The following is a 17,456-nucleotide window of genomic DNA, read 5'->3' as shown; positions in this document are numbered from 1 at the left end:
GCGTCCAGGGCCTGGCCTGTCCCGAGCGTACGCAAACCCAGCCGATTGTCAGTGCCCGGTCGTACTCTGTCCGCATGCTGACACCGCCGGATCACGCGTACCCGAGTCACTGGGAAGCCGACGTGGTGCTGCGCGACGGAGGTACGGCACGCATCCGCCCCATCACCCCCGACGACGCCGAACGGCTGGTGTCCTTCTACGAGCAGGTCTCGGACGAGTCGAAGTACTACCGCTTCTTCGCGCCCTACCCGCGCCTGTCCGACCGCGACGTCCACCGCTTCACCCACCATGACTACGTCGACCGCGTCGGCCTCGCCGCCACCGTCGGTGGCGAGTTCATCGCCACCGTCCGCTACGACCGGATCAACGACCAGGGCCTGCCCGCCAAGAGCCCCGAGGACGACCAGGCCGAGGTCGCCTTCCTGGTGCAGGACGCCCACCAGGGCCGCGGCGTCGCCTCCGCCCTCCTGGAGCACATCGCCGCCGTGGCCCGCGAGCGCGGCATCCGCCGGTTCGCCGCCGAGGTGCTGCCCGCCAACTCCAAGATGATCAAGGTGTTCACGGACGCCGGCTACACCCACAAGCGCACCTTCGAGGACGGCGTCGTCCGGCTGGAATTCGACCTCGAACCGACCGAGCAGTCGATGGCCGTGATGCGCGGCCGCGAGCAGCGCGCCGAGGCCCGCTCCGTCCAGCGGCTGCTCGCCCCGGGCTCGGTCGCCGTCATCGGAACGGGCCGCGCGCCCGGCGGCATCGGCCGCACCACCCTGCGCAACATCCTGGACTCCGGCTTCACGGGCCGCGCCTACGCCGTCAACCACGCCTTCCCCCAGGACACGGACCGGCTGGAGCCCGAAGGCGTGCCGGCCGTCCGGTCGCTGCGCGAGATCCCCGACCCGGTCGATCTCGCGGTCATCGCGGTGCCCGCCGCCCATGTCCCCGACGTGGTCCGCGACTGCGGTGAACACGGCGTCCAGGGCGTCCTGATCCTCTCCTCCGGTTACGCGGAGTCGGGCCCCGAAGGCCGCGAGCGGCAGCGCGCCCTGCTCCGCCAGGCCCGCTCGTACGGCATGCGGCTCATCGGGCCCAACGCGTTCGGCCTGATCAACACCGCCCCGGCCGTAAGGCTGAACGCCTCGCTCGCGCCCCGGATGCCCGGCGCCGGCCGGATCGGCCTGTTCACCCAGTCCGGCGCGATCGGAATCGCCCTGCTCAGCGGGCTGCACGCGCGCGGTCCCGGCGACGGCGGCATCGCCGGCATCTCCGCCTTCGTCTCGGCCGGCAACCGCGCCGACGTCTCCGGTAACGACCTCCTCCAGTACTGGTACGAGGACCCGGACACCGATGTCGTGATCCTCTACCTGGAGTCCATCGGCAATCCCCGCAAGTTCGCCCGGCTGGCCCGCCGCACCGCCGCCGCCAAACCGGTCGTCGTCGCCAAGGGCGCCCGGCACACCGGGACGGCTCCGCCCGGCCACACCGTGCCCACCGTCCGGATCCCCGACAGCACCGTCGCCGCTCTGATGCGCCAGGCCGGCGTGATCCGCGTCGACACGATCACGGAGCTGATCGACGCCGGGCTGCTGCTGGCCTCCCAGCCGCTGCCGGCCGGCCCCCGCATCGCCATACTCGGCAACTCCGAATCGCTCGCGCTGCTCACCTACGACGCGTGCCTGACGGAAGGGCTGCGCCCGCTGCGCCCCCGTGTGCTTGCATCCGCGGCGACGCCGGACGACTTCCAGGCGGCGCTCGCCGAGACGCTGGCCGGCGACGGCTGCGACGCCGTCGTCGTCACGGCCATCCCCTGGGTGGGGGAGGAGGAGACGGCGACGCGGGGGGAGAGCGAGGGAGTGGCCCTCGCCGCCGCCCTGCGCACGGCGGCCGCGGCGAATCCGGCGAAGCCGGTGACCGTCGTCCACCTCGCGATGGACGACCTGGCCGAGACACTCGCGGCACCGGGAGCACCGGGAGCACCGGGAGCACCGGGAGCACCGGGGCCGCCGGGGCCGCCGGGGGCGGCGGGCGCGCCGGAGGAGCCGGAAGCGGCGCAGAAGCCCGGAGGACCGGGGGAGGCGGGTGAGCCGGTAGAGCCGATGGAGCCGGTGACGGCGCCCGCACGACCGGAGGCGGCGGGGACCGAGGCCCGGCCCGGGAAGCGGGACGACGCACCGCCGTCCCGGCCCCCCGCGCCCACCTGGCCCCCCATGCCGCCCTCCCCGCCGACACCACCGCGCCCCCCGGCACCGGCGTACCCGCCAGGCCCCCCGCCCGCCCTCTCCGCACCGACGCCGGTCCAGGGGCCCGAAGCGGTGCCCGCCGCCCCTCCCCGCCCCCGCTCCGCGCCCATCCGCATTCCCGCCTACCCCGCCGCCGAGCGGGCCGTGCGCGCGCTCGCCGAGGCCGTCCGTTACGCCGCCTGGCGCCGGGAGGCCGCCACCCCGGGCCGGGTCCCCGAGTACGACGACATCCAGGAGGCCGCGGCCGGCGCCGACATCGAGCGGCTGCTCGACCGCCTCACCCCCGACATCGCCGCAGGCCGCTCCGTACCGCTGCCGCAGGGTGACGCCGAGGCCCTGCTCGCCCGCTACGGCATCCACACCCGCCCCACCCTCCCCGCCCCCGACACGGACTCCGCGGTGCGCGCCGCCGCCCGCCTCGGCTATCCGGTCGCCCTCAAGACCACCGCTCCCCATCTGCGGCACCGCGCCGACCTCGGCGGTGTCCGCCTGGACATCGCCAACAAAACCGAACTCCGTCGCACATACGCTGAATTGACCGATTTCCTCGGCTCCCCCGAAGAGCTGTGCCCGGTGGTCCAGTCGATGGTGCCGCGCGGCGTCGACACCGTCATCCGTGCCGCCATCGACCCGGCCGCCGGCGCCGTCCTCTCCTTCGGCCTGGCCGGCGCCCCCTCCCAACTGCTCGGCGACATCGAGCACCGTCTGATCCCGGCCACCGACCGCGAGGTCGCCGACCAGATCCGCTCCATCCGGGCGGCGCCGCTCCTCTTCGGCTGGCGTGGCTCCCAGCCCGTCGACACCGCCTCGCTCGCCGAGCTGCTGCTGCGTGTCTCCCGGCTCGTCGACGACCACCCCGAGATCGTCGGCGTCGACCTCGAACCGGTCGTCGTGGCCCCGCAGGGCCTCTCCGTCCTGGGGGCCGCCGTACGCCTGGCCCGCCCACCCGCCACCACCGACCTCGGCCCCCGCCGCCTGCCCGCCTACTGAGGGACGAGGAGACCGCGCCCGGTCCGCCTGTCCCGCCCGAAGGGACTGATGACTCACGCGTCTCTGAGGCCCAGCACGCCCCGTAAGATGGACTCCATGGCTAAGACCGGTACGACGACCCAGGGGCTGCGCGCGGCGATCGAGCGCAGTGGCTATTACCCGACCCTCGTATCCGAGGCGGTGCAGGCCGCCGTCGGCGGCGAGCCGGTCGTGTCGTACCTCGTGCACCAGGAGACGACCTTCGACGCCAACGAGGTCCGCCGCCATGTCACGGTCCTGGTCCTGACCGGCACCCGCTTCATCGTCAGCCACACCGACGAGCAGGCCGCGGACGCCACCTCACCGTCGCCGTACGCCACCACCTCGACCGAGTCCGTGAAGCTCGGCCGGATCTCCTCCGTGGTGCTCAGCCGGGTGGTCGCCAACCCCGAGTCGTACACGCCGGGGCAGCTGCCCCGCGAGGTCGTCCTCACCATCGGCTGGGGCGCCGTCGCCCGTCTGGACCTGGAGCCCGCCAGCTGCGGAGACCCCAACTGCGAGGCGGACCACGGCTACACGGGCTCCTCCACCGCCGACGACCTCTCGCTGCGGGTCAGCGAGGCCGGCGACGGACCGGACTCGGTCCGCGAGACGCTCGCCTTCGCCCAGGCGCTCTCCGAGGCCACCGCCGCCACCACCAGCACCCGCTGATGGTCCACGCCGCCCCCGCCTGGCCGGAGCCGGAACCGCTCGACCCGCTCACCGCACCCGTACCCCGCTACGGCACCGGCTCGCTCGCCGACCTGCTGCCCACCATCGTCGCGGGACAGGGACTGACGGACCTGGCCACGGGGATGGAGCTGGCACCGGCCGACCGCGCCTGCGTCTTCCTGATCGACGGCCTCGGCTGGGATCTGCTGCGCGCCCACCCCGACGAGGCGCCGTTTCTCACCTCACTCCTGGGCACCTCGTTCAACGGCACCGGCCGCCCGCTGACCGCCGGCTTCCCCTCCACCACCGCCACGTCGCTCGCGTCGGTCGGTACCGGCCTGCCGCCGGGCGCGCACGGTCTGCCCGGATACACCTGCCAGGACCCGGACACCGGCGCGCTGATGAACCAGCTGCGCTGGCAGCCGTGGACCGATCCGCATGTGTGGCAGCCCTATCCGACGGTGTTCCAGCTGGCGGACGCCGCGGGCATCCACACCTGCCAGGTCTCCGCACCGCACTTCCAGCAGACCCCGCTCACCAAGATCGCGCTGAGCGGCGGCACCTTCCACGGCCGGCTCTCCGGCGAGGAGCGGATGGACCTCGCCGCCGAGCAACTCGCCGCCGGCGACCGCTCCCTGGTCTACACGTACTACGCCGAGGTCGACGGCAAGGGGCACCGCTACGGCGTCGACTCCGACGCCTGGCGCGGCCAGTTGATGTACGTCGACCGGCTCGCGCAGCGGCTGGCCGAGCAACTCCCGCCGCGCTCGGCCCTCTACATCACCGCCGACCACGGCATGATCGACATCCCCTTCGACCCCGACTCCCGGATCGACTTCGACGAGGACTGGGAACTGCGCGCCGGCGTACGCCTGTTGGGCGGCGAAGGCCGGGCCCGGCATGTGTACGCGCATCCGGGGGCGGCCGCCGATGTGCTCGCCGTATGGCGTGAGGTGGTCGGCGAGCAGATGTGGGTGGCCAGCCGCGAAGAGGCCATCGCCGCCGGGTGGTTCGGCCCGCGCGTCGATGACCGGGTCCGCGGCCGGATCGGCGATGTGGTGGCGGCCGCACACGCCGACATGGTGATCATCGCGACCGAACGGGAGCCCCGTGAATCGGAGATGGTCGGGATGCACGGCTCGATGACCCCGGTGGAGCAGCTGGTGCCGCTCCTGGAAGTCCGCACCTGACCCGCTCCGCCCCGCGCCCGCACCGTCCCGTCCTCACGAGCCCGAAAGGCCCGCAACTTCCCATGCCCGAGCTGGTGTTCTTCTCCGGAACGATGGACTGCGGAAAGAGCACCCTCGCTCTGCAGATCGAGCACAACCGGTCGGCCCGCGGTCTGCAGGGCGTGATCTACAGCCGTAACGACCGGGCCGGGAGCGGCAGGCTCTCCTCCCGCCTCGGTCTGGTCACCGAAGCCGTCGAGGCGGCGGACGGCATGGACTTCTACGCCCATGTCGTCGGCCAACTCACCTCCGGCGGCCGGGTCGACTACGTCATCGTCGACGAGGCGCAGTTCCTCGCCCCCGAACAGATCGACCAGCTCGCCCGCGTCGTCGACGACCTCGAACTGGACGTCTTCGCCTTCGGCATCACCACCGACTTCCGCAGCAAGCTCTTCCCCGGCTCCCAGCGTCTGGTGGAACTGGCCGACCGAATAGAGGTCCTGCAGGTGGAGGCGCTGTGCTGGTGCGGCGCCCGGGCCACGCACAACGCCCGTACGGTCGATGGCCGGATGGTCGTCGAGGGCGCGCAGGTCGTGGTCGGCGATGTCGTCGGCGAGGCGGACGGTCCGCCGGCCGAGGTGGGTTACGAGGTGCTGTGCCGGCGCCACCACCGCCGCAGGCAGACCTCCGCGACCGCCCGCGCCGCCGCGCTCTCGCCGGACGTCCTGCCGGTCGACGCGCCCAAGTAGCCCCGGCCGGCCCGCTGTGGGCCTATCGCTGCTGGATGATGGTGAAGACGGCGCCGTCGCCGTCGGCGACCGTCGCCAGCCGTCCGTGCGCGGAGTCCTGTGGGGCCCGCAGCACATGCCCGCCCAGTTCACCGACCCGGCGGGTCGCGGCATCGGTGTCCGAGACGCCGAAATACGTCATCCAGTGCGGCCCACGGTCGCGCGGCAGGTCGTTCCCCACGCCGTGGATGCCCGCCACCGCCCGCCCCTTGAGGTGCAACGTCAGATAGTCGACGTCGGCTGAGCCGGCCGCGGCCAGGTTTTCCGCCTCGAAGCCGAAGACATGCTCGTAGAACGGCCCGACGGTTTCGGTTTCCTGGGTGACCAGTTCGTTCCACACCGGGGTGCCCGGCTCGCCGCTGAGCGCCACGCCGGTCATCGACTTGCCCTGCCAGACGCCGAAGATCGCACCCTGCGGGTCGGAGGCGATCGCCATCCGCCCCGCGTCGTCCGCGTCGAGTGGCCCGACCCCTACGGTCCCGCCGCAGGAACGGATCTGCTCGGCGGTCACATCCGCGTCGTCACTCGCCAGATAGGTGGTCCAGGCGACCGGTAGCTGACGGTCCGGGGCCAGTTCGCCGACGCCGGCCACCTCTCTGCCGTCGAGGTAGGCGCGGCAGTACGGACCGAGATGCTGCGGGCCCGGACGGAACTCCCAGCCGAAGAGCGCGCCGTAGAACTCCTGCGTCGCGGACAGGCTGTGGGCAAGGAGGCTCACCCAGCAGGGCGCGCCGGGCATCCGCCGAGTCGCTGCCTCGGTCGTCATCGTCAGTTCTCCTCGGACCAGGGGTGGTGGCCATGTTGGGGGGTACGGGCGCGGGTCCCGAGCAGATGCTCGCACCCTCTGATCTGCTGTGCGCCCCGGCCGCGCCGTCTTTGGCACGTTCGCGAGGGAGAATGCCCGTTTTGCTGTTTCACTTCCGTTTCGGCGGCGTTGCCTGCTCTCGCAACTCCGTCATACGGAGGGTGGGCACCCACCTTCTGTGCGTAGCCATCGCTACGCAAGGATGAGTCCCATGAATGCCATCATCACCGCTACCGAACTCGCGAGCGAGTTGGCGAGTCCCGCGGAAAAAGCAGCCCCGGTGCTTCTGGACGTCCGCTACCAGCTCGGCGGTCCGCCCGGCCGCCCCCAGTACGAGGCCGGCCATCTGCCCGGCGCTGTCTACGTGGACCTCGATTCCGAGCTGGCCGGGACGCCCGGCAAGGCCGGCCGGCATCCGCTCCCCGACCTCACCGTCTTCACGGCGGCCATGCGGGCTGCCGGCGTCAGTGCCGACCGCCCCGTGGTCGTCTACGACGGCGGCCAGGGCTGGGCCGCCGCGCGCGCCTGGTGGCTGCTGCGCTGGGCGGGTCACCGTGACGTCCGGGTCCTCGACGGTGGCCTCGCCGCCTGGCAGGCGTCCGGTGGAACCATGAGTGTCGACAAAGAGACTCCGCGAGCGGGTGACTTCACACCGGTGCCCGGCTCGCTGCCGTTGCTGACGGCGGACGACGCGGCCGCGCTGGCCCGCCGTGGTGTCCTCCTGGACGCACGGGCCGCCGAGCGCTACCGCGGCGAGGTCGAACCCATCGACCGGGTCGCCGGTCACATCCCCGGCGCCGTGTCCGCGCCGACGACCGAGAACGTCGCCGAGGGCGGCACGGTCTTCCGCGACGCGGCCGCGCTGGCCGAGCGCTTCGCGGCCTTCGGTGCCACGCCGGACGCCGAGGTCGGCGTCTACTGCGGCTCCGGGGTCTCCGCCGCCCACCAGGTGCTCGCCCTCGCGGTGGCGGGCATCCCCGCGGCGCTGTACGTCGGCTCCTGGAGCGAATGGTCCGGCGACCCGTCCCGTCCGGTGGCCACCGGCCCGCAGCCGGGCTGAGCCCCGCCAGGGCCCACGGAAGGCCCGCACGACGACGTCCGCCCGCCCCCTGGAAAGCAGGAGGCGGGCGGACGACGTCGATCCAAGAGAACCGCCGGGCGGACGACCGGCTCGCTACTCCGGCTTCTTGCGCCGGGTGCCGAAGACGATCTCGTCCCAGCTCGGTACCGCGGCCCGGCGCCCGGGACGGACGCCGTCCGCCTCGGCCTGCCGGTCCGTCGTCCCGGTCAGCCGGTCGCGGTGGCCGGCCACGGCCCTGGGCATCAGCACATCGGCGTACGCGGAACCGGCCCCGGCGCTCGCCGCGGGCGGCTCCTCGACCTCGGCCTCGGCGGCCGGCTCCTCGCTCTGCGGCGTCTTCGTGCTCTCCGGCACGACCATGTCGCCGCGGAAGCTCGGCACCGCCTCCAGCAGGCTGGTCAGCGAATCCCGCTCGCGTTCCCGCTCACCGGTGGCCTCCTCGGCGCCCCGCTGCTCGCTCTCGTCGCCGGCCGGTGGCGTGCGCTCGGCGCGGTCCGAGCTCTGCCGGTCCAGGGCACGGTCCAGCGGCCGGTCACGCGGCAGCCGCGCGATCCGCGGTACGAACGGGAAGCTCGGCTCGGGCGTGTCGTCGCTCTCGCCGATGAGCGCCCGCGCCTCGTCGTCGACGGCCTGCACGAGCCGCCGGGGCGGGTCGTACGTCCAGCTCGCCGAGTGCGGTTCGGTCGCGACGCGGTAGACCAGCAGGACCTCCCAGGTGCCGTCGTCGCGGCGCCAGGAGTCCCACTGGACGCTCTCCTTGTCGGCGCCGCGCAGCAGCAGCCGCTCCGCGACCGTCTCTCCGAGCTGCGGGCCGGTGTTCTCACCGGGCCGTCGCACGGGCGTCTTCCGGGCTCGCTCGGCCATGAACGCGCGCTCCGCGAGCACCGGGCCCTCGAAGCGGCGTACCCGGTCGACGGGGATGCCGGCGAGCTGTGCGACCTCCTCAGCGGAGGCACCGGCTCGTATCCGCGCCTGGATGTCCCGTGGTCGGAGGTGGCTCTCGACCTCGATCTCGATCTGGCCCAGCCGCGCGCGGTCATTGCGGACGGCGGCGCGCAGCCGTTCGTCGATGGGAAGCGTGTACTCGGTGCTGTCCGCAGCTTTGAGCACCAGCCGTGTGCCGTCGTTGGAGACGGCCACGACACGCAGTTCGGGCATGGGGACCTCCCGGGTGGTGCCTGCCGACGTCACGTGCGTCGCTGCTTCCGCTAGTCGAGTGTGGCCTGCCCGGGTGCAGCCTGCCACAACATTGCCGAGTTACCCGGCGTGTCGTGGCTTGGCCCAGAAACGCCGTTATGACACGGTTACCAGTTCGCAACGCTCAGTGACCATGCCGCTTGCCCTGTCACCGATCACCCGTACAGAGCGGCGGCGCCGCGGGGTGAGTGCCGCCTTCAGGGCCCCTCCCCCGGGTCCGGGCAGCCCGACGGGAACCGGGGCCAGGGCTCGCCACAGTACTCCATTCGGGCCACCGAGGTGGACCGCCGCGCCGCTGAACTTCTGCTGGACCAGTGGAGTTGGGTCGCCTTGTCGACCTCTCTACCTGCGGCTCGGGTGGCGAGGTTCACAGATGCCCCAGATTCGGAACTACTCACTCCGCCAAATGGTCCCTTCTGTGTGCAAGATGGATCGAAGGGGCAATCAAAGGTTGGAGATGGACGAAGAAACCGAAACCGATACGAAGAAGAAGGAGAAGCGGATCGACCTGAGCGTGGCTCAGGTCGCGGGCAGTGCGCTCGCGGCGGCCGTCGCCGCGTTCCTCGCGGGCCGGCTGGGCGTCTACGGAACCATCATCGGCGCGGGTGTGGTCAGTGTCGTGGCCACGACCGGCGGTTCGATTTTCCAGCATCTGTTCCGGCGCACCGGCGAGCAGCTCAAGGAAGCCACCGTGAACACGCGGCCGAGACCGCGCCGCTCCTCCGATTCCCACTCCCGATCCACAACACGGGGCGCGCGACGCGCCGACCCCACGATGGTGCTGCCCACCTTCGACAAACAGGGCGCGCCGGACGAGATGACGTCCGTCGCGGCCCGCACTCCCGGTCCCGGCACGGACCGTACACAGCTGATCCCGCGCGGCGAGCACCCCGGCGGCGGTCGGCCCAACGACAGAGCGCAGCTGGTTCCCCGCCTCGACGAGTCGGCCATGTTCGCGGGCCGGGCGGCTCACCGGCCGGGCGGCGCGACGGCGGTGGCACACGGGGCCGCGGACGCCGCGGAGGTCAGCTCCACGGTGTACGGCACCCGGCTGCGCGGCTGGAAGCGGCCGGCGCTCGCCGCGCTCGCGGTCTTCGTCCTCGCCATGGGCGCGGTCACCGCCACCGAGCTGATCACCGGCGAGACACCGAGCGGCGACAAGGGCACCACGCTGGGCCACCTCACCACCGGTGGCGACTCCGGCCGGCACCGGCCCAGCACCCCGCAGTCGCCCGACCCCGACCGCTCCACCGGCAACGGCACGGGTGACGGCAGCCGCGAGCCGTCCACGGATCCCGGTCGCGGGACGCCGTCACCGACGCCCACACCGTCCGACGGCGGCAGGACCTCGCCGGACCCGGGGAAGTCCCCGTCCGTCAGTCCGTCCCCGAGCCGCTCCGGCGCGGGCGACGACTCCGACGACGGCCAGGGCGCCGGTGCTCAGCAGGAACAGAAGGACACCGGTTCCCAGCAGAGCCAGGACCCGAACGGGTCGTGACACGGGGAGGCGAGCGGTGAGGACCGGTGACGGCAGCGGCCCGGTGCCCCGGAGGTGGGGCGCCGGGCCGCGACTGCCGGGGGCCGCCGGTCAGTCGCCCAGGACCCGCCGCAGATAGTCGTTGGCGAACCGCCGCTCGGGGTCCAGCCGGTCACGCAGGGCGGTGAACTCGGTGAACCGCGGATAGGCGTCGGCCAGGTGGCCGGCGTCGCGGGTGTGCAGCTTCCCCCAGTGCGGGCGCCCGCCGTGCGCCGTCATGATCCGCTCGGTGGCCGCGAAGTACGCGTGGTGCGGCGTCCCCCGGTACATGTGCACGGCGACATAGGCGGTGTCGCGGCCCGAGGCGGTGGACAGCGGGATGTCGTCGGCCGGCGCGGTGCGCACCTCCACCGGGAAACTGATCTTGAAGTCGGAGCGTTCGACCAGCGCCTTCAGCTCGGCCAGCACCGCGACGGCGGCCTCACGGGGCACCGCGTACTCCATCTCCAGGAAGCGCACCCGGCGCGGCGAGGTGAAGACCTTGTACGGGATGTCGGTGTAGGTACGGGGCGACAGCGCGCGGCTGGAGACCTTGGCGATGCCCGGTATCGCGGCCGGGAAGGCCCGGCCCACGGCGCAGGCCGCCCGGAAGACGCCGTTGGACAGCAGCTCGTCGTCGACCCAGCCGCTGACCTTTCCCGGCGGTGCCGCCGGGCCCTGGCTGCGGTTGTTGCGCTTGGTGTTGCAGTTGCCGGTGTGCGGGAACCAGTAGAACTCGAAGTGCTCGTTCTCGGCGGCCAGTTCGTCGAACCGGTCGGTCACCTCGTCGAACGTCATCGGCTCCTCGCGGGCCGTCAGCAGGAACTCCGGCTCCACGGCGAAGGTGAGTTCGGTGATCACGCCCAGCGCGCCCAGGCCCAGCCGTGCCGCCGCGAAGACGGCAGCGTTTTCCTCGTTTCCCCCGGCCGAGCAGGTGAGGACCGTGCCGTCGGCGGTGACCAGTTCGAGGCCGGTGATCTGGGCGGTGAGCGAGGCGGAGTCGCGGCCGGTGCCGTGGGTGCCGGTGCTGGTCGCCCCGGAGACGGTCTGCTCCATGATGTCGCCCATGTTGGTCAGCGACAGTCCGTGCGCGCTCAGCGTCTCGTTGAGGCGCTTGAGCGGGGTGCCGGCGGCCACCGTCACTGTCCCCGCCTCGCGGTCGACCTTCCGTACGCCGGTGAGCCGCTCGGGGCGGATCAGCAGTCCGTCGGTGGCGGCCACCGCGGTGAAGGAGTGCCCGGTGCCGGCCGCCTTGACCGTCAGCCCGTCCTCGGCGGCGGCGCGGACGGCGGCCGCCAGCTCCTCGGTGCTCGCGGGCGCCACGGTCCGTGCGGGGCGGGCGGTGACATTGCCCGCCCAGTTGCGCCACGGCCGTGTCGGTGACGTGGTCGCGCTGCGCCCTCCCGAGCCGTCGACGGCGTTGCTGGCTGCCATGGTGACGTCCCCTCCCTCCGCGCGGGCCCGCCGGGTTCGGCGGCCGTTGGTGTGAGCGCATGATGTCAGTCACCGACGCGACATCCAGGTGGGGTGACGGGAATCACATGATCAAGGAATCGGCCGGAATCGCCCGGCTCCGGGACATGTCGTACCGCCGGTAACACGGAAGCCCGTCAGACCCGCGCCGGGTACGGCCGTCAGCAGGGCGACCCGGTGTGCGAGTCCCGCTGCTGGGCGGCCGGGCCGCCTTCCGCGACCGGTGCCGCCGTCCTGGGCCGCGGCCGCAGCCGGCCGTGGCCCGCCGCCGCCACCAGCGCGGCGAGCGCCCCTGCCGCACACGGTACGAGATAGCCACGGGCGGCGCCCGCGGCATCGACCACCCAGCCGGCCGCCGACGAACCGAGCGCGACGCCCACCGCGAGCCCGGTGCTCGTCCACGTCATGCCCTCGGTCAGCTTCGACCGCGGCACATGCTCCTCGACCAGTGCCATGGTCGTCACCATCGTCGGCGCGATGGACAGCCCCGCGACGAACAGCGCCACCGCCAGCACCGGCAGCGACCCGGTCAGCTGGAGCGGCACCATGCTCACGGCCATCGCGCAGATACCGATCACCCAGCGGCGGGAGGCGTGCCCCGTGAGGTGCAGCAGCCCGAAGACGGCACCGGCCACACACGAGCCCAGCGCGTAGACCGCGAGCACCAGACTGGCGGCGGCCTTGTGGCCCGCCTCCTCGGCGACCGCGACCGTCACGACATCGATCGCCCCGAAGATCGCCCCGATGGCCACGAACGTCACGACCAGCACCTGGAGGCCGGGGGAGCGCAGCGCGGAGCCCTTGGAGTGCTGTTCACGCGGCTGCGGCACCGGCTCCGTGGCGCGCTGCGCGGTCAGCCAGAAGACTCCGACGGCCAGGAAGCCGGCGGCGAGCAGCGGCCCGGCCTCCGGGAACCACGCCGTGGACAGCCCGATGGACAGGATGGGGCCGACGATGAAGCACACCTCGTCGACGATCGACTCCCATGAGTACGCGGCGTGCAGGACACGCGGGGAGCCCCGGTAGAGCTCCGCCCAGCGCGCCCGGATCATCGAGCCCACGCTCGGCACACAGCCGGCGCAGGCCGCGAACACGAACAGCGTCCAGTCCGGCCAGCGCTGTTGCGCGCTCAGCAGCAGACCGGCCACCGCGGTGACCGACATGAGCACGGCGGGGCGCAGCACCCGGCGCTGGCCGTGCCGGTCGACCAGCCGGGAGATCTGCGGGCCGAGGACCGCGGCGGACAGCGCGAGCGCCGCGGACAGCGCCCCCGCCAGGCCGTAGCGACCGGTCAGCTGGGAGACCATCGTGACCACGCCGATGCTCATCATCGACAGCGGCATACGGCCCAGGAGTCCGGCGGCGGAGAACGACTTGGTGCCGGGGCGGCCGAATATGGCGCGGTAGGGACTGGGCAACGAGGTGCTCCGCCGGTGAGGACCGAAGATCGGTAAGGAATGAATCGGGCCGATACAGCTTACGGGTGGCGGCTCGCCGGACGCCTCCGGATTTCGTCGCCCGATTCGCCGGCCGAGGCGTGCCGGGGCCTGCCCGCCGTATCCGGAGGAAGGGTGGCAGGATCGACGACATGCCCGAACAGCGCGAAGCTTCCCTCAGCCACTCCGCGGGGGGGATCGACCCCTATGACGCCCTGCTGCTGCTGTCCTTCGGCGGCCCGGAAGGGCCCGACGACGTCGTCCCGTTCCTGGAGAACGTCACCCGTGGCCGCGGCATCCCGAGAGAGCGACTCAAGGAGGTGGGCCGGCACTACTTCCTGTTCGGCGGAGTGAGTCCGATCAACGCGCAGAACCGCGAACTGCTGGACGCGCTGCGCAAGGACTTCGCCGAGCACGGCCTGGATCTGCCGGTCTACTGGGGCAACCGCAACTGGGCGCCGTATCTGACCGACACGCTGCGCACGATGGTCAATGACGGCCACCGCCGTATCGCGGTCCTGGCCACCAGCGCGTACGCCTCGTACTCGGGCTGCCGCCAGTACCGCGAGAACCTCGCCGACGCGCTCGCCGTCCTCCACGCCGAGGGCCTGCCGGTGCCCCGGGTCGACAAGCTCCGGCACTACTTCAACCACCCGGGCTTCATCCGACCGATGATCGACGGCGTGCTGGCCTCGCTCGCCGGACTGCCCGAGGACGTACGGGCCGACGCCCACATCGCGTTCACCACCCACTCGATCCCCACGGCCGCCGCCGACACCTCCGGCGCGCCCGCCGACCACACCCAGGACGGCGAGGGCGGCGCGTACGTCGCCCAGCACCTGGATGTGGCCCGGGTGATCGCGGACGCGGTACACGCGGAGACCGGCGTGGCGCACCCGTGGCGGCTCGTCTACCAGTCCCGCAGCGGCGCCCCGCACATCCCCTGGCTGGAGCCGGACATCTGCGACCACCTGGAGGAGGCGCACGGCGCGGGCGTCCCCGCCGTCGTCATGGCCCCCATCGGCTTCGTCTCGGACCACATGGAGGTCAAGTACGACCTCGACACCGAGGCCACCGCCAAGGCCGCCGAACTGGGGCTGCCGGTCGCCCGGTCGGCCACCGTCGGCGCCGACCCCCGGTTCGCCGCGGCCGTCCGCGACCTCCTCCTGGAGCGCGCGGCGACGGAACGGGGCCGCTCCCCGGAGCGCTGCGCGCTGGGCGCCCTCGCCGCCTCCCACGACCTGTGCCCGGTCGGCTGCTGCCCCGCACGCGCCCCGCGCCCGGCCGCCGCCGGCGCGGACTGGCAGGGGCCCGCCGAGGCCCCGGCACCCGCCCCGTAGGTCCCGCAAGCCCCCTGACCACCGCTCGCCCGAGCAAGGAGCATCGTGCCCGACCCGCTGAACCCCGGCCCGCCGCAGCCCGACAACCCGCTGCACGACGAACTCCTGGAACTGGCCCTGGAAGCCGCCCGCCGCTCGGGCGCGTTCCTGCGCGACGGCCGGCCCGCCGACCTGGGCGTGGCCGCCACCAAGACCAGCCCCATCGACGTCGTCACCGAGATGGACATCGCCTCCGAGAAGCTGATCACCGGCTTCATCGCCGAGCACCGGCCCGACGACGGCTTCCTGGGGGAGGAGGGCGCCAGTGTCGCGGGCAGCAGCGGCGTGCGCTGGGTCATCGACCCGGTCGACGGCACCGTCAACTACCTCTACGGACTGCCGTCCTGGGCCGTGTCCATCGCGGCGGAGAAGGACGGCGAGACGGTCGTCGGGGTCGTCGCCGCCCCGATGCGCGGCGAGACGTACCAGGCCGTCCTGGGGCGCGGCGCGTTCAACAACGGCGAGCGCGTCCACCATCGGCCCGCGCCGCCGCTCTCCCAGGCGCTGGTCGGTACCGGCTTCGGCTACCTCGCCGACCGCCGCGCTGCCCAGGCCGACGTGGTGCGCGCGCTCATCCCCCAGGTGCGCGACATCCGGCGCTCCGGGTCGGCCGCGATCGACCTGTGCGACGTGGCCTGCGGCCGGCTCGACGCCTACTACGAGCGCGGTCTGAACCCGTGGGACCTGGCGGCCGGCGTGCTGATCGCCCGCGAGGCCGGGGCGCTCACCGGTGGCCGGCCCGGCGAGGTGGCCTCCCACGAGCTGACCGTCGCCGCCTCCCCGGCCGTCTTCGAGGAGCTCCAGCCGCTCCTGGACGAGCTCGGCGCCTGGCACGACTGACCGTCCCGGAAGCGGACACGACAGCGCCCCGGCACCGTGTGGACGGTGCCGGGGCGCAGTCGAGACGGGTGCGGCCGGGAGGTCAGCGGGTGCTGGCTCCGACCTTCACGCCATGCTCGTCGGCGAGGCGTCGCAGGTCGTCCAGCTCTCCCTGCTCGACCTCGGCGAGGAATTCGTCGCCCGTCGCGCGGGCCCGGTCCAGATCGGCTTCGGTGCTCTTTATGCGCTGCAGAATGCCTGCGGTGAACGCGTCCATGGTGCGCCCCCTCGTCGTGGGTCGGTGGCACGGGGGTGTGCCGACGGGTGGGTGATCACGGCGTTGTCCCTGCGGTGGATCAGGTCGTGACGTAGCGCCATACAGGGCGTGATCGCGGGTGTGCAGTCGTCCTCCCCACCCGTAACCTCAGGGAAACCTCAACCTGTGGAGGAATCCCGCCAATCGGGCCGCCCGAATCGGGCTCCACCCCTCCGCACCCCCTCTTACCGCCGGTTTATGGCGCAACGGGGCAGGATGGAAGGGCTCTGCAAGATTGTTGTGCCTGCCCGAAAGGGCCCTGAGGAAGGACTAGCGACGTGCGTGTTCTCGTCGTCGAGGACGAGCAGCTGCTCGCCGATGCGGTGGCCACCGGACTGCGCCGGGAGGCCATGGCCGTCGACGTGGTCTACGACGGCGCGGCCGCCCTGGAGCGGATCGAGGTCAATGACTACGACGTCATCGTCCTCGACCGCGACCTCCCGCTCGTCCACGGTGACGACGTCTGCCGCAAGATCGTCGAGTTGGGGATGCCGACCCGCGTCCTGATGCTCACCGCCTCCGGCGACGTCAGCGACCGGGTGGAGGGCCTGGAGATCGGCGCGGACGACTACCTGCCCAAGCCGTTCGCCTTCACCGAGCTGACCGCCCGGGTGCGCGCCCTGGGGCGGCGTACGACGGTCGCGCTGCCGCCCGTCCTGGAGCGGGCCGGCATCAAGCTCGACCCCAACCGCCGCGAGGTGTTCCGCGACGGCAAGGAGGTCCAGCTCGCGCCGAAGGAGTTCGCGGTCCTGGAGGTCCTGATGCGCAGCGAGGGCACGGTCGTCTCGGCCGAGCAGCTCCTGGAGAAGGCCTGGGACGAGAACACCGACCCCTTCACCAACGTCGTCCGGGTCACGGTCATGACGCTGCGCCGCAAACTCGGCGAACCCGCGGTGATCGTCACCGTCCCCGGCTCGGGATACCGGATCTGACCGGCGATGCCCTCCCTGCCCTCGTTCTCGAAGGCGGCGTCCGGCCAGCCTCCGCCCGCGCCGCCCAAGCCCACCTGGGACCCCAAGCCGGTCAGCGTCCGGCCCTTCCCCTGGCTGCGCCCCACCATCCGGATACGGCTCACCCTGCTGTACGGCGGGATGTTCCTGATGGCGGGCATCGTGCTGCTCACGATCATCTACATGCTGGCCGCGAACGCCCTGAGCTCCGGCAGCCAGCTGCCCTTCAGGATCATCGAGGCGGACCAGCTGAAGATCTTCAGCAGCACCTGCCCGGGGCTGTCCTCGGTGTCCAACGTCCCCCAGCTGAACAGCGAAGTCAGCCAGTGTCTGCTGCACCAGCGGGCGGACGCGCTCGACATCCTGCTCCAGCGCTCCCTGATGGCGTTGATGGGTCTGACGATCGTGGCGTTCGCCTTCGGGTACGCGATGGCGGGGCGGGTGCTGTCGCCGCTGGGGCGGATCACCCGGACCGCGCAGCGGGTGGCCGGCTCGGATCTGCACCGGCGGATCGAGCTGGGCGGCCCGGACGACGAGCTCAAGGAGCTCGCGGACACCTTCGACGAGATGCTGGACCGTCTCGACCGGGCCTTCGAGTCACAACGTCGCT

Annotated in this window: 15 protein-coding genes; 10 read left to right on the top strand and 5 right to left on the bottom strand. The window is 72.5% G+C overall.

The window, feature by feature from the left end:
• Positions 1 to 74 precede the first annotated feature (74 nt).
• From FCH28_RS36345 to FCH28_RS36330, 4 genes are all read left to right on the top strand, one after another.
• Positions 75 to 3,227: a bifunctional acetate--CoA ligase family protein/GNAT family N-acetyltransferase gene (locus tag FCH28_RS36345; RefSeq protein WP_136744700.1), complete on the top strand. Its 3,153-nt coding sequence runs from the start codon at positions 75 to 77 to the stop codon at positions 3,225 to 3,227.
• A gap of 96 nt (positions 3,228 to 3,323) precedes the next feature.
• Positions 3,324 to 3,917: a DUF5998 family protein gene (locus tag FCH28_RS36340; RefSeq protein ID WP_136744699.1), complete on the top strand. Its 594-nt coding sequence runs from the start codon at positions 3,324 to 3,326 to the stop codon at positions 3,915 to 3,917.
• Entirely contained in the window at positions 3,917 to 5,107 is a 1,191-nt protein-coding gene (locus FCH28_RS36335; protein ID WP_136744698.1) for an alkaline phosphatase family protein, read from the top strand. The genes FCH28_RS36340 and FCH28_RS36335 overlap by 1 nt, the downstream gene beginning before the upstream one ends.
• 62 nt (positions 5,108 to 5,169) lie before the next feature.
• On the top strand, positions 5,170 to 5,835 hold the full coding sequence (locus tag FCH28_RS36330) for a thymidine kinase (RefSeq protein WP_136744697.1): 666 nt from the start codon (positions 5,170 to 5,172) through the stop codon (positions 5,833 to 5,835).
• A 22-nt stretch (positions 5,836 to 5,857) separates the two neighbouring features.
• Here FCH28_RS36330 and FCH28_RS36325 read toward each other — a convergent pair whose 3' ends face one another.
• On the bottom strand, positions 5,858 to 6,640 hold the full coding sequence (locus FCH28_RS36325) for a VOC family protein (RefSeq protein ID WP_136744696.1): 783 nt from the start codon (positions 6,638 to 6,640) through the stop codon (positions 5,858 to 5,860).
• 250 nt (positions 6,641 to 6,890) lie between these two features.
• Between FCH28_RS36325 and FCH28_RS36320 the strand changes: the two genes are divergently transcribed.
• Entirely contained in the window at positions 6,891 to 7,739 is an 849-nt protein-coding gene (locus FCH28_RS36320; RefSeq protein WP_136744695.1) for a sulfurtransferase, read from the top strand.
• A 114-nt stretch (positions 7,740 to 7,853) separates the two neighbouring features.
• On the opposite strand, the gene sepH is transcribed toward FCH28_RS36320, so the two are convergent.
• Positions 7,854 to 8,918: a septation protein SepH gene (gene sepH / locus FCH28_RS36315; protein WP_136744694.1), complete on the bottom strand. Its 1,065-nt coding sequence runs from the start codon at positions 8,916 to 8,918 to the stop codon at positions 7,854 to 7,856.
• Positions 8,919 to 9,414: 496 nt separating this feature from the next.
• Between sepH and FCH28_RS36310 the strand changes: the two genes are divergently transcribed.
• Positions 9,415 to 10,455, top strand: a complete 1,041-nt coding sequence (locus FCH28_RS36310) for a hypothetical protein (RefSeq protein ID WP_136744693.1) — start codon at positions 9,415 to 9,417, stop codon at positions 10,453 to 10,455.
• A 90-nt stretch (positions 10,456 to 10,545) separates the two neighbouring features.
• Here the strand turns inward: FCH28_RS36310 and FCH28_RS36305 are convergent, their stop codons facing one another.
• Entirely contained in the window at positions 10,546 to 11,907 is a 1,362-nt protein-coding gene (locus FCH28_RS36305) for a D-arabinono-1,4-lactone oxidase (protein ID WP_136744692.1), read from the bottom strand.
• Between the two features lie 200 nt (positions 11,908 to 12,107).
• The gene (locus tag FCH28_RS36300; RefSeq protein ID WP_136744691.1) at positions 12,108 to 13,364 is read right to left on the bottom strand and encodes an MFS transporter; all 1,257 of its coding nucleotides are present in this window, start codon (positions 13,362 to 13,364) and stop codon (positions 12,108 to 12,110) included.
• 170 nt (positions 13,365 to 13,534) lie between these two features.
• Here FCH28_RS36300 and FCH28_RS36295 point away from each other — a divergent pair, with 170 nt between their 5' ends.
• Positions 13,535 to 14,722: a ferrochelatase gene (locus tag FCH28_RS36295; protein WP_136744690.1), complete on the top strand. Its 1,188-nt coding sequence runs from the start codon at positions 13,535 to 13,537 to the stop codon at positions 14,720 to 14,722.
• Positions 14,723 to 14,767: 45 nt separating this feature from the next.
• Positions 14,768 to 15,601, top strand: a complete 834-nt coding sequence (locus FCH28_RS36290) for an inositol monophosphatase family protein (protein WP_136744689.1) — start codon at positions 14,768 to 14,770, stop codon at positions 15,599 to 15,601.
• 82 nt (positions 15,602 to 15,683) lie between these two features.
• Here FCH28_RS36290 and FCH28_RS38445 read toward each other — a convergent pair whose 3' ends face one another.
• Complete coding sequence (locus tag FCH28_RS38445; RefSeq protein WP_169314347.1) at positions 15,684 to 15,857, bottom strand: hypothetical protein; 174 nt, start codon at positions 15,855 to 15,857, stop codon at positions 15,684 to 15,686.
• Positions 15,858 to 16,174: 317 nt separating this feature from the next.
• Between FCH28_RS38445 and FCH28_RS36285 the strand changes: the two genes are divergently transcribed.
• Together FCH28_RS36285 and FCH28_RS36280 are read left to right on the top strand one after the other, a co-directional pair.
• Positions 16,175 to 16,828 carry a response regulator transcription factor gene (locus FCH28_RS36285; RefSeq protein ID WP_136744688.1) on the top strand — a complete coding sequence of 218 codons (654 nt, stop codon included), beginning with the start codon at positions 16,175 to 16,177 and terminating at the stop codon, positions 16,826 to 16,828.
• A 6-nt stretch (positions 16,829 to 16,834) separates the two neighbouring features.
• A partial coding sequence (locus tag FCH28_RS36280) for a sensor histidine kinase (RefSeq protein WP_136744687.1) occupies positions 16,835 to 17,456 on the top strand: 622 nt, incomplete at its 3' end.

Source organism: Streptomyces piniterrae (assembly GCF_005048155.1).
Classification (GTDB): Bacteria; Actinomycetota; Actinomycetes; order Streptomycetales; family Streptomycetaceae; genus Streptomyces; species Streptomyces piniterrae.
Note: the sequence above shows the minus strand (reverse complement) of the source record. Positions and strands in the feature narration are given on the sequence as shown.

Excerpts from the sequence above, each read along its gene's own strand:
- FCH28_RS36320 (WP_136744695.1), top strand. The coding sequence starts at position 6,891 with ATGAATGCCATCATCACCGCTACCGAACTCGCGAGCGAGTTGGCGAGT.
- FCH28_RS36340 (WP_136744699.1), top strand. The coding sequence starts at position 3,324 with ATGGCTAAGACCGGTACGACGACCCAGGGGCTGCGCGCGGCGATCGAG.
- FCH28_RS36295 (WP_136744690.1), top strand. The coding sequence starts at position 13,535 with ATGCCCGAACAGCGCGAAGCTTCCCTCAGCCACTCCGCGGGGGGGATC.
- FCH28_RS36345 (WP_136744700.1), top strand. The coding sequence starts at position 75 with ATGCTGACACCGCCGGATCACGCGTACCCGAGTCACTGGGAAGCCGAC.
- FCH28_RS36325 (WP_136744696.1), bottom strand. The coding sequence starts at position 6,640 with ATGACGACCGAGGCAGCGACTCGGCGGATGCCCGGCGCGCCCTGCTGG.
- sepH (WP_136744694.1), bottom strand. The coding sequence starts at position 8,918 with ATGCCCGAACTGCGTGTCGTGGCCGTCTCCAACGACGGCACACGGCTG.
- FCH28_RS36310 (WP_136744693.1), top strand. The coding sequence starts at position 9,415 with ATGGACGAAGAAACCGAAACCGATACGAAGAAGAAGGAGAAGCGGATC.
- FCH28_RS36330 (WP_136744697.1), top strand. The coding sequence starts at position 5,170 with ATGCCCGAGCTGGTGTTCTTCTCCGGAACGATGGACTGCGGAAAGAGC.
- FCH28_RS36305 (WP_136744692.1), bottom strand. The coding sequence starts at position 11,907 with ATGGCAGCCAGCAACGCCGTCGACGGCTCGGGAGGGCGCAGCGCGACC.
- FCH28_RS36335 (WP_136744698.1), top strand. The coding sequence starts at position 3,917 with ATGGTCCACGCCGCCCCCGCCTGGCCGGAGCCGGAACCGCTCGACCCG.
- FCH28_RS38445 (WP_169314347.1), bottom strand. The coding sequence starts at position 15,857 with ATGGACGCGTTCACCGCAGGCATTCTGCAGCGCATAAAGAGCACCGAA.